The sequence below is a fragment of the Dictyobacter formicarum genome (genome assembly GCF_016587435.1).
On sequence record NZ_BNJJ01000001.1, the window covers coordinates 352220 to 365240 of the forward strand.

At 48.2% G+C, this 13021-nt stretch carries 4 protein-coding genes; 1 reads left to right on the forward strand and 3 read right to left on the reverse strand.

Going from position 1 to position 13021, the window contains the following annotated elements:
* The first annotated feature begins 232 nt into the window (after nt 1-232).
* On the forward strand, nt 233-2575 hold the full coding sequence (locus JMI88_RS01390) for a tetratricopeptide repeat protein (protein WP_201359962.1): 2343 nt from the start codon (nt 233-235) through the stop codon (nt 2573-2575).
* 152 nt (nt 2576-2727) lie between these two features.
* On the opposite strand, the gene JMI88_RS01395 is transcribed toward JMI88_RS01390, so the two are convergent.
* The 3 genes from JMI88_RS01395 to JMI88_RS01405 form a co-directional block, all read right to left on the reverse strand.
* Nucleotides 2728-6111 carry a Swt1 family HEPN domain-containing protein gene (locus JMI88_RS01395; RefSeq protein ID WP_201359963.1) on the reverse strand — a complete coding sequence of 1128 codons (3384 nt, stop codon included), beginning with the start codon at nt 6109-6111 and terminating at the stop codon, nt 2728-2730.
* A 111-nt stretch (nt 6112-6222) separates the two neighbouring features.
* Nucleotides 6223-9036, reverse strand: coding sequence for a DUF1156 domain-containing protein (locus tag JMI88_RS01400; protein WP_201359964.1), 2814 nt, complete (start codon nt 9034-9036; stop codon nt 6223-6225).
* Nucleotides 9033-12569 carry a protein NO VEIN domain-containing protein gene (locus tag JMI88_RS01405; RefSeq protein ID WP_201359965.1) on the reverse strand — a complete coding sequence of 1179 codons (3537 nt, stop codon included), beginning with the start codon at nt 12567-12569 and terminating at the stop codon, nt 9033-9035. Before JMI88_RS01405 ends, JMI88_RS01400 begins: the two co-directional genes overlap by 4 nt.
* Nucleotides 12570-13021: the final 452 nt, after the last annotated feature.

Genomic DNA, 13021 nt, shown 5'->3' on the forward strand with positions numbered 1-13021 from the left:
ATATCAACCATCGTGCTTCAAGAACAACCTCTTCTCTAGATTATGCTACATAAACAAACTATCTAAATGGCTTTTAACAATCAAATAGAGGATTATTAATATCTTCTCTACTTGGTACACCTACATTAAATTATTCGGTACTGCTTGTTACGCTAAGTGTAAAAAAATATTTGTATTTTAACATTTACTGTCTTGTATTAAGATGAATGAATCAATCAGAAAGGGCAAAAAAATGAATCTGCATAAGATAAAGCAGATGGTGGTTGATGGAGATATGTCTAAGGTGGCACTACGTTATCTTATCGAATGTCGAGGAGAGTGTGAGTATTTAGATTATAAAGAAGAATTGCATTTACAAAATGATCATAACAAGGCGGATTTTGCTAGAGACGTTTTAGCAATGAAAAATGTGGGTGGCGGATACCTTGTAGTAGGAGTGCGAGATAAGACTTGGGATCCTGTAGGATTAAAGAACCCTTTCACTCATGATTCAAAACAATTACGTGATGTTGTACGAAAAGCCTCTGGTCTAGACCTAGCTATTGATGTTGTTACGCATAATATTTTTATAAATGATATATATAAAGATTTTGCACTTATACATATTAGAGGCTCATCAAAAACCAGTAAACTACGTAATAATCCATCTATATGCAAAGGAGGTTTTAGACAGAATGAACACTGGGGCATAAAAGATGGTGAAATATATTTTAGAAGAAATGATGAAACAGTAAGGATTAGTTCCAGCGAATTACAAAATCTTATTCTAGAATTAATAGAACAGGAAGATAAATCTGAAATTGAGCAGCAAAAAAGTGAACCATCTCCATTTATGATAGAAGATGGACTATATCGTATTCTTCCAACAGAATATGAGAATTTCGTCGAAAGAGCAGATTTACAAGAAAATTTAAAAAGTCTTATTGAGGGTGATGCTAGAATTTGGATAATTAATGTATATGGTCCAGGGGGTGTGGGGAAATCCACTCTAGTTAGTTGGTTGGCCAATCATTATTACAATACAAGATTTGATGATAAAGTTTTTGATGGCATACTACATTTATCAGCTAAAGATACTCAATTGACTGATCGGGGCATAAAACAACTACGACCAACTTTATATTCTCTTGACAATCTAATAGACAATCTTCTATTTTTATTTGATTGTGCCGACCTTGTAAATGAACCATTAGATAGTCGAAAAGATCTCGTCCAAGCATTTCTTAGTGAATACAAACTTTTGCTTATATTAGACAATATGGAAACAGTAAAAGATGGAAGAATTATGCAATTCGTTAGTAGCTTACCCCCATCAAACAAATCCAAAGTACTTTTAACAAGCCGTCTACGTACTAGTGGATGGGAAAAACCACTACAAGTTAGCGAATTAAGCTCTGCGGAAGTAAAGAAGTTTTTAAGAATCAAAATCAAAGAAAAAAAGCTTTCTTTGCCCGAAAATGAAGATACGATAAACAAAATCTTTAAATTTTCTGGAGGTTTGCCATTGGCGATTGAATGGATGGTTGGACAGTTTGCATTAACGGGAAATCTTAACGATGTTTTAAATCAGGTTCCTAGTCAAGATTCACCGTTACTAGATTTCAGTTTTAATAGTTCTTGGAAAGTATTAAGTAAACTAGCCCAAAAAGCTCTAGCTGTGCTTTCGATCTTTGACGATGCTCCCACTATGCATTTGTGGTCTATTGCGCTCGAACTTCCTCTCGAAAAAGTTGAGGAAGCAGCAGCACAATTAATAGAAGCTACATTTATATCGGAGAAAACAGATAAGAAAACAAATGAAAAAACTTATCACGCTCTGCCTATAACTAAAGTATTTGCAAGTAATAAATTGAAGGAAATGCCAGAAGCAGAGTTGACTGCAACGATAGCATATAAACGTTATCTTCAACAAATGGAATTAGTTGCAGCTGAGATGCAACCATTCAGTCACTTATTTGAGAATTTTGGAGTTACACGTGATACAGAAAAACAAGCAATAATTTTAGCACGTAGAGCCACATCACGAGCAGCAGAGTTTGATGATAACGGCGCGGAACACCTATTTAAAGACGCCTTAGATACTGATCCTCGTTCCACATACGTTCTAGTTCAATATGGCTTGTTTAAGAAAAGTCTTGGGCAGATAGGAGAGGCGATCAAATTATTTGAGAAAGCAGTTTCATATGTTAATAAAAGTAGTGGATTTTATGTATATTACAATTTTAGCCAAGTGTATGATAAAGTCAAAGATTATCGACTTGTAGAATTCTATCTTGAAAAAGCCTTAGAATATCATAATGATTATCTAATAGCCAGGCACCAACTTGGAGTAGTAAAGAGTAGGCTAGGTAAATATGATGAATCAATCAAAATATTTGACGACCTCATTAAAATTGAACTTACAAGAATCCCAGGACCTACAGATACATTAGCATACGCATACAAATCAAAAGTTATGACTTTATTAATTTGTAAAAAACATGAAGAGGCAGAATTTATCAGAAAAGAGGCTATTAATAGAATGAAAGAATGGCCGCGTTTTGAGCAAAAAATAATAGAGATACAAAACCTGTAAACCATTTTTTAGATAAAAGTAAATTTCTGAAGGCTACCAAAAAGAACATTTGGCACACAAAGAATATAGTATGGTGGCTGAAACAGTTACAAGGCAATAAAAATGCAAATTGAGATCTCAATTTGCATTTTTATTGCCTTTCTTACTCTAAGCTATTGTTCGTAGAATTCACAGTTGTCGAAGTGGAGGGTGCCGCCGTTTTCTTTGATGGTGCTCACTGTTTTTTCAGGAACGCCATCGGGAATTTCGGCGGAGATGTCGATGGTAACGGTGACTTTTGAGCCGTTGAGGGCAGTCAGGTGACGGACAATTTCGTCCATGATGCGACTAGCCTCTGAACCCATCATGCGCTCATTAATCCGTACGGAACCGTCAAAGCGTCGCAGTTTTTTTTCTGCTGGTCGCCCAGGATTGTATGCCGCACCAGGATCTCTAATGATGGTTGTTCCGGTGCCTCCATGTCCATTTCCTCCACCAGTATATCCGCCACCGCGATATCCGCCACCAGTTGTTCCAGTACTTCCTGTACCGACATTGGTATTTTCAGCCTCGCGACGGCGCTTTTCTTCTTCGTCATGCTGCCACTGGGCATAGGCGGCTTCTGATTTGACTACGAGTGTCTGGCTATTGACGATCACGGTCAGGGACCCACCCATCGTTAGACTCAGATAGCGCTGCTTTTCCGGATCCCAGTTCATGGCGTAGGCGAAGGTCTCTTTTTGCCAGTTAGGAGACTGGGCGCCCTGCTGGATGGCGTCGATGAGTACGTCGCGGCTCTTTAAGCGTGGAAGATAGATGTAACGAGCAAAGATTTCGGTGAGCTCTTTGACGGTGACAAAGTCTCCACGCCAGAGCGGGATACGGTCGAGCTCTTGTCGCAGACGGATGCCAGAGAATTCGGTGATGAGTAACTCTTCGTCACGCAGCCATTTGCTGATGCGACTGGCCAGCATGCCAAGTCCTCGTTGCGCCTGTAGCCGATGGTCATTGATCACATCAGGCTTGCGCGGATTCAGTTGCTCTGGAAACAGGATCATCGAGTAGGTTTCAGGGATTAAGGCATGGATGCGCTCTTCGGCGTCAACACGGCGCGTTGTGGCCTGCTTGCGCAGAAAGGCATCCAGGTTTAGTACTTCGTGATCGCTTTCAATGGATTCCCAGGCCATAAACAGGCGGGTGGCCCGCTTGAGTTCATCGATGCGGGTGCGGTCAGCGGTCAGGAAGATGAGGGTATTGCGATTAATACGTGGAGCATTGCCACGCGAATTTAAGATCGTTTTGACCTCTTCCATTGCCGTGGATTTGGAATCACGTGTGACATGGGTATAGTGTGGTTTGAGAATGACCAGGCGCACACCATTATTTTCGTCCAGAACGTCTGCTCCGCTATCGGGACAGACATGCACACTGGCAAAATCGCCCTTCTGGCGCTGCTCGGCCCGCAAGTAGGTTTTGATGCGCTCGTAGACCAACTCTTCATCATACTGTTCAGCGCGATCCTGGGCCAACCTCGTTACGCTGGGCTGGGTCCCAAACCAGTAGCGCTGGTCATTCTGATACAGATAGGTGGCCTGGTCGATCAGGCGATGCAGGACATCACCAAAGGTGGGTACCGTTTCACCGGGCTGCGCACAGCCAAGCTTGATATTGGCCTCTTGAATGCCTTTATTGGTGCTGCCCAATGTAGGAGTGGCGCTGAAGAAAATGGTGCGCGCCACTTTGCGGGCAGCAGAGTAGCGGCCAAAGTTAGGGTTGCTGCCATCGATACGGCGTGGTAACGCATTGCTGCCATCAACATCTTTCTCGATGATCGGAACCCAGTTATCATCCAGATATTGGGTAAAGATGGATTGGACTGCCGCCGCATGCAGAGGTATGTTGGCTGGCATGATGAGCAAGCTATGATCCTGTTGGGTCCACAGCTCATGCACAACGGAGGCCATCAGGCGCAGCACGCCGCGCGTGCGCTGGAACTTTTCGATGCTGGACCAATCGCCGAACAAGCGGTCAAAGAGTTCGGGATGAATAGGATAACATTCCCTGATGCGCCGCTCGTAATCGGCTTCGCTACACTGCGAGGGGAAATCCTGGCGCTGACTACGATAGAACTCAGAGAAGGAACGCGCCACAGCATCACGCGAGGAATAATGTTCGGGCGGGATTGGCTCAAAGAGGCGTCGCCGCACGATTTCGAAGCCTTCTTCTGGATCGGCAGGTCGCCAGGGAGACTCGATACGCCCGAAGATCTGGCGCAGACGAATCGCGGCCTCTTGTCCACCGGTGCCACCCAGTTCGGTATTGGAAGCAGGAATACTGGCAACAACCAGGGTTTTAGGAGCAGCTTTGGCTGCCTCGGTGAGATTTTGCGCAAAGCTCAGGTTGGCTTCAAACGATCCTGCCGGCAAATTGTTTTTCTCGTAGAGCTGGCGTACAAAGACGACCCATTCATCAATCAAGATCAATACAGGTCCGGCGGCGACAAAGAGTTGGCGTAGCACTTCGGCGCCGGGACTCACGCCATGTCGGTCATCCTCCTCAACCATGGAATAACCTTGTCTGCCAAGGAGCTGCCAGGCCATCTCACCCCAAATGGTATGCACGACACAGCCATCTGGTTTCTGTTCAGCTCTCGCTGGGGAGAGGTCGTAACCAACCAATACAGCGCGCCTTGCCGCTGGTGCCGTTTGCAGTCCAAGCTCATGCAGAATGGGCTCGATGCCAGCCAGCTCAGTAGCTGGAATGCCAGAGAACAGGTGATAAAGCGCTAAGAGGGAGTGCGTTTTACCACCACCAAAGTTCGTTTGCAGTTCGACGACAGGATCTCCTCCCTGTCCACTTAAGCGCTTGAGCGAGCCACGGAGCAGCTCCCGCAAACCATTGGTCAGATAGGTGCGTGTGAAGAAGGAGGCAGGATCGCCATACTCACTGGATGCTACTCTGCGACGTACCTGGGAGAGATCAGCGGCGAACTCAGCCATCTGAAAGTTGCCAGAGGCCACATCAGGATGCGGCGTGATCACCTCCCGCCAGGGCAGCAAACCATGCGGGAACTGACTCCCATTCAGGGGGCCAGACTTGCGGCGTGTGATGGTGCGTGCCTGCTCCTCAAAGCTGATACGGAAAAGATCCATCCGCTGTCGCTCGGCCTCATTGGCTTGCTCATGGGCAGAAATAGCTTTTAAGAGCAAGCTCACGTTTTCTAAAATGCGGCCAGCAGCTTGAGTGGTAAAAGGCTGCTGGTGAGCCCACTGGTTGCGCGCTATGCGTAGCTCACTGATATAATTGCGCTCCGCATGCCCCAACGTCTTTTTAAAGACTTGATTCCATTGATCCCACATCACCAGGAGCAGCGCCTGGACATCCAGGTTCAGATCCTGACCATCATCGGTGATATGGTGATCGCGCAATGCATTGACGGCTTCATATCTCCAGCGCGGGCCATAGGCCGACTCTAGCTCGCGCACCACAAATGGCCTCAAACCACTATTGAGAAGTTCCAGCCCCCGCCCCACCCGATCACTATTACTGATTGACATCGATTGTGCTCCAATCCATCGGATACCGTGTATGCATCATTGCCAGAGCGCTCTTCCCTGAGCAAAAGCAACCGGTAGAAGAAAGTTATGATAAAGGCTAGACAGAAACAATTAAGCATCAAAGGATAATGCAGCCTGGTGGGGACTGCGCGCGATTGTCCGAGCTTGCGCCTCAATATCCGACCAGGACGAAACCAGCATATTGTAATAGAGGCCCTCGCCAGACCAGCCCTTGCGCTCACAAATGTTATACAGCCGATACGCCAGGTCGCGCGCGGCTTCACCATATGCAGGTAGATTCGCTAGAATGGCTCCAGCGCCAGCCGCTCCTTGCTTATCCAGCGCATGGATTAAGCGCTGCATGACCGACCATGTCGTCACTTTTCGGTGCACTGAAGTCTCAGGGTTCCAGATAGCAGCCACTTCATCACGTTTCAACAAACGCACCTTCCCCGCTCTAGATTCCAGCACGCCAGCTTCGACAAGAGTTTGCAGCGAGGCATTCTTTGCTTTTGACAATGTCTCTGCACGTCCATACGGGCCAGCTTCCATCGTATACTCTTCAAACCACGCCAGCGTCCAGCGCGTCTCAGTATCGTACTCGCTCTCCTGAGCCGCTAGAACACTATCCAACTCACGATTGATCAACTGCAACGCTGTACGCACTGATAAAGGCGCACCATTTGATTCCAACACCTGGCTATACTGCGAATACACCTTCATCCCTGGTCCAATGCTAGCCTGAGCCAGGTCCACTGGAGCAATGCCATCATGCTGCATTGTCTTTAACGCCTCTTCCAACTCATCACGCAATTCATTGATAAACTGGCGGCGTGGGGCAGAAGGTGCATCCACAGGACGGGGACGACAGACCAGCACAATGGAGGAAGCCAGGGCATTGGTATTCTGACCCACACTACGATTCATCATCTCGGTACGCATTGGCCATGTACCCGTAATCATAAAACCAGCATTGATCAAGCCAGCCAGCATCGTTTCCCAACCCGTTGAGGCTACACCTGCTTGACCATTCAAGTACGCCTCAGCACCATCTTTATCTACTTCTGCTTCAGATTGTTTAAAGGCATAATAGACAGTCAGAGGATAATCAGGGTGCTGAACAGCCCTCATGCGTTCAAATGTCTGGTACAAACCATCTTCAAAAAACTGTTGAGCCTTCTGCTTGCTCCCGCCAAAGCGATAAGGAGTAGCCACTAACTCCTGAGCTTTCGGCACCAACATCGTATTAAATAGATCAGGATAAATAGAAGACAGAGAACGACGTAGCCAGACATAGAAGAAGTCGGATAGATCAGCATAACCAATATTGTCATAATAAGGAGGATCTGTCGAAATAAGTGGCTGCACCAACCCATTCACTGAGGCAGTAGCATCACGTTGGACGACCTTACCAGAAGCAGCACAAGCAGAAAGTTCAATAACTTCAGCAACCCAATCTGCTGCTCCTAAGAAATTTCCAGTTGAGTCACTAAAAGGATTCGCCTCGGCAAAGTCCCACGCCATAGGGATAGCCTGACGAGCAAAAGTGTTACGAACTTTTACATAACCAGCATCCCATGAACAAATAGTGGAACTTCTATCGGCTAGACGATCAATAGCTAAAGCCAAATATGTTACAATTGCATTAGCATAATGATTTCTATCCAAAGATTCTTTTTTATTCTTTCTTTGACCGTAGTCTATATCCGAGAAAATATGCTCTTTTACTTCCTGAGCAAGATCGCTAAAGGTGGTAATCCCCGTCAGTTGGCGCGGAGTAAAAAGCTTATCAAATGTATCTATGCCATAAATAGGGGTATTAAAATTGCGTGGATTGTGAGGTAAAGGAAAATTTGGGGTCCAATAATGATTCGCTCTATTTGCTGCTTTAACATGCATTTCATCAGGGGAGATATAAATACGTTCCCTTTTACCTTCAGCAACAATAGCCATCATTTGCTTGCCTATACGACCAGCCTTTCCCTCAGCACGGATATATCCAAATGGCACATTTTCTCCGCAAGCAATACATTTTGCTCCTTGCCGATTAACTGTGCCATCATTAGGCATCCCTTTACCTGATTTAACAAAATAAGAAATAGTTGCAGGGGTTATTGCGCGATCTATTTGTGGCTCAACCCAGGTTTCTTTTCCCTTTTTCTTTGACAACCACCATTTACTAGTTAATGGCATTTGTACTCCACAAGCTGGATTTGGGCAACTTACAATACGTATCCACAGCCACGCAATCACTGTCGCTTCGCTACCACCATATTCTTTGGGCAACTCTGCTTTAGGGTAGAGATGTCCAATACGGCGTTCGGCTTCATCGCGCATCCATTTGCTATAGTAACGAATATCATCTGCCAGACCTTGTGCACCTTTCCACTCGTTTTGGACAAGGGTTTTCTGTGCATCTGGATTGACTGGCGAGCAATCAGCAAACTTGGGAGGAATCTCAATTAAGGCTTTATTCAGCAGCACAGCCACAGGATTAAGATCGCTGGCATGAGACTCCAGGCCAAGCCTTTGAGCTTCCAATGGGATAGAGCCACCGCCGGCAAAGGGATCAAGAAATGGTGGCAATTCTCCATCAGGAGCTGATTTCTTGATTTCTTCACGGGCCTGCTGCAGAACTTTCTCGTTGTTTGAATTTTCCCATTTGACCAGGTCGCGCATAATAGCAAATAGCCGCTCGCGCTCGGTTGCCTGCTCTGCTTCAGTTTCAAAAATATCAGGATGTGCGGAAGGATCATCAACCAGAGAGGCAAATAGAACAGCACGGCTGGCAGCCAGGGGTTTGCGCGACCACCAGAGATGCAGTGTGGAAGGATGCCCATGGCGAATAGATTTTTCGCGCACAGACGCTTCGCTGATCGCCTCCAGCGGCAGAGATACTTCAATCAATTTTGTGCGGTATGTCATAATACAGGATTAGCTCCTTTGGCTAGTAGTTGGGAAAGATCGTAGGCTACGCTGGTAGCGGCAAAATCGGGCTCTTTTTGGAATGGTTGGCGGATATAGTGCGTTTCGCTACTATCACCGCCGACGAGGACGACGGCCAGGATAAAATCGTCGGGCTTATTGAGCGCGGTCAAGATCTCGTTGCGGGTGACCATCACGTTGCGGGCATCCTGGCGGCGGCCTTTGACCTCGATAAAGCGCAACTTGCCTGTGTCAGGGACGCGGGATTCGATATCGTAACCACACTTCTCAAGGCTGACATCACGTGGCTCAAAACCCAGCTGTCGCTCAATCGCCATCACGGCCTGCATGGCACGCTGCTCTACCTCAGCGGTATCGAGTGCGAACAGATCAGGAGTAGCTTCGGCTGGAATACTCCCCAGCAAACGGTTGAGCAGGCCTTGCGGGATCACCAGGACGCCACCAACCACGACGGGAGGCAATGGTGAAAGTCGGCTCTCAAGATCGAGCTCCTGCATGCGCCGTTGCAAGCGGGCATAGAGTTCTTGCGCACGCTGATGGGCCTTTTGAGAATTGAGCCGGGCATTCACCTTGCCACTGGCCTCTAACGCTTTCAGCTGCACCGAGCGATTATCCCAATAGCTGATCTCATTGGTCAGGCGCTCATTGACAGCCTCGCGCGTCTTATTGATCTGCCGATCCCGCCGCTGTTTGACTTCCGAGAGGTGACGTGGCACCAGTTGCGTCATGGCATAGCTCCGGGCTCGTTCCTCCAGATTGCCAGCCAGCCAGGGCATCATTGTCAGCTGGCGCACGCTGGCTAGCTCTTTCTCAGTGAGTGGACGGTAATCCAGGAAAGGGGCATAACCCGCGACATGTGGGTGTCCCTGCTCATCCAGTTCAACGAATTGCAACTGGCGCGAGACCGCAGTGCGGCGTCCACTGGCATCGACACGCGCATCTTGAATCGTATGCTCCAGGTAAAAGAGCACGCGTGCCTGCTCACCAGGATCCTTCTCATCGATCAGCATCGTTCCCTGCTTCAGCAACACACGATGCTGCTCTAAGACCACATCAATCGTCGCATCCAGCAAGGGATGTCCAGGACAGACCAAAGCTGCGGGTGGGCGGCCCTGCACATTCACCAACTCTTTCTCAAATGTGATACGCTCATAGCTACCTTGAATAATGGTTCGTGGCCCCAACCGTGAGGCGCGATTACGAATCACAGGCGGCACAAATCTGATCTCATAACGATCAGCTTCGCGCTGAACATAGCGTCCCCCCAACCGTCTGAGTGCGGCCAGGAAGAACGAACCAATAAAATGGGGTTGTAGACGCCGAGCCTCGGCACGCTCCATCTCCTCACGGATCTGGCGCACACGCACCACGTCCATCACCTCATGGGTCAACGCCCGTTGATCTAATAAAGCTTGCAGATGCTGATGGTCCAGAGCATCGGCCACCACGCGCTTCAAACGCGACCGCTGCGCGGGCTGATCGCCATAACGAATCGCCTCAATCATCAGATCGCGCAGTGGACGGCTATCAAAGAGCACCTTTCCCAACACGTCGAAAACCTGACCACCCAGAGCGTCGCGCTCCTCCTCTAACTTCTTGAGCAGGGTATAAAATACCTCGCCCTCACGCGTATCCAGCGCCACCAGGTTCCACAAATGGCACACCTCGGTCTGGCCGATGCGGTGGATACGGCCAAAGCGCTGCTCTAATCGGTTCGGATTCCAGGGCAGATCATAGTTCACCATCAGATGGGCCCGCTGCAAATTGATACCCTCACCCGCGGCATCCGTCGCCAATAAGATCTGCACATCGCGATCCTGCGTAAACGCCTCCTGGGCGCGCAAACGATCCTCACGCCGCAAGCCGCCGTGAATAGTCACCACTGCTTCCGAGCGACCAAGCAAAGTGCGGATGCGTATTTCCAAATAATTCAATGTATCGCGATGCTCAGTGAAAATAACCAGCTTCCGACGATGTCCTTGCGCATCAAACATCTCGGCATTACTTTGCAGCAGCGAAGCTAGCTCCTCCCACTTGCGATCCTGTCCACTCATACGCACTCGGTACGCCAGCTCCTCCAGCGTACCCAGCAGCGCAATCTCCGTCTTCAACTCAGCAATCGTGCGGGCCGTCGAAGCCTGGTCAACCAGCCGCTCCTCCAGAGCCTCCACCTCAGCAGTCGGCGCGTCCTCCAGATCATCAAGATACTCATCCGAGAGATCCGGCAAGGTATCCTGCCAGGTCGGCGCCTGATCCAACGCATCCTGCTTATCCGTCGGCTTTCCTGCCTGTTCCTCCAGCTTCACCCGCTGCTCCAGACGTTCACGCCGACGCCGCAACGACTGATAAATAGCTTCAGGAGATGAAGCTAGGCGCCGCTGCAACGTCGTCAACGCAAAACCAACGGTTCCCCGGCGTCCATTATTTTGCAGTTGATCGGCTCGATTAAACTCACGCCGCACATACTCAGTCACATCACCATAAAGCTGAGACTCCAAAGGAGAGAGACGATAGTTCACGGTATAGGCCAGGCGCTCGGGAAAAAGTGGCGTACCATCGAAGCGATAGAGCTGCTCCTTGACGAGATGGCGCATCATATCGGAGACATCCACCGTACTCACACCAGTGCGGAAACGACCCTCAAAACGATCCTGATCCAGCAAGGCCAGGAACAACTGGAAATCCTCTTCCTTCCCATTATGAGGAGTCGCCGTCAGCAACAGCAGATGGCGCGTCAATGATCCCAGCAACTGGCCAAGCTGGTAGCGGCGTGTATACTTCACCTCGCCACTAAAAAAGGTGGCTGACATCTTATGAGCTTCGTCAACCACCACCAGATCCCAATCAGTTTGCTGCAAACGTTCGCGCGCTCGTTCATCACGCGACAACTTATCCAAGCGCGCGATACACAGCGGCATCTCCTCAAATGGGTTACCAGCCGCAGCCTCAATCCGATCGTTAGTCAGAATCTCAAACGTCAGATGAAAACGGCGCTGCAGCTCATCCTGCCACTGCTCCACCAGATTACCGGGAGAAACAATCAAGCAGCGCTTCAAATCTCCCCGGATCAACAATTCTTTAATCAATAAACCCGTCATGATCGTCTTGCCCGCGCCAGGATCATCGGCCAAGAGGTAACGGAGAGGCTGCTTTGTCAACATCGCCTCATAGACTGCCGTAATCTGATGTGGAAGAGGCTCAACTTGAGAGGTATGGACAGCGATCAAAGGATCAAATAAATAAGCCAGGCGAATACGATATGCCTCAGACGCCAAACGGAAAAGAGAGCCATCAGCATCGAAACGCCAGGGAAGTTCTTTGGTCGCCACCTGAAGATCAGCGATCTGCTCCAGATACAATAATTCATTCCCGAGATTCCCTTCGACATCCTTATACACCACCTCCACACCAATAGAATCTAAAGGACGAACATTGATGAGGGTCACAGGATTATTTCCCGGGAGCAAGCCAAGGATAAGGGCACCAGCCTGTAAATCAGAAAGCAGCGCCACAGCATTAGCTTCTTTCTAACCTTTTTGTAAAATATAAGGCAATAGTAAACATAACGAAGTTAGTGATGAATGTCAATATTTCTCTGTATATTCAGGAGTAGCAACCAGTTCGCTTATTTCATCAGTATGAGCTCAAATCACCATTTTTGCCGTACAATGGTGAGCATTTTTCCTTTTTGCGCAGGCCCATTCGGCCGAATCGACACAAATCCACTGCTGCGCAAAATCTTGTTGATTTTACTGAAACACCTGGGGCAAGCAGAGAGGCCGATAGGATGCATAGAGATAGTCGTCACCCTACGGAAGCAACGGGGGCACTCACATTCATCAACGGATTCATCAAGCTCAGGACGAAGATAAACACGGCTTATGCCATGTCCAGTCTCACCTTTTTTTCGCGGGCTAATCATACGTGTTCTCCAATAGATTTTTTTTGAACAACACTTGCAATA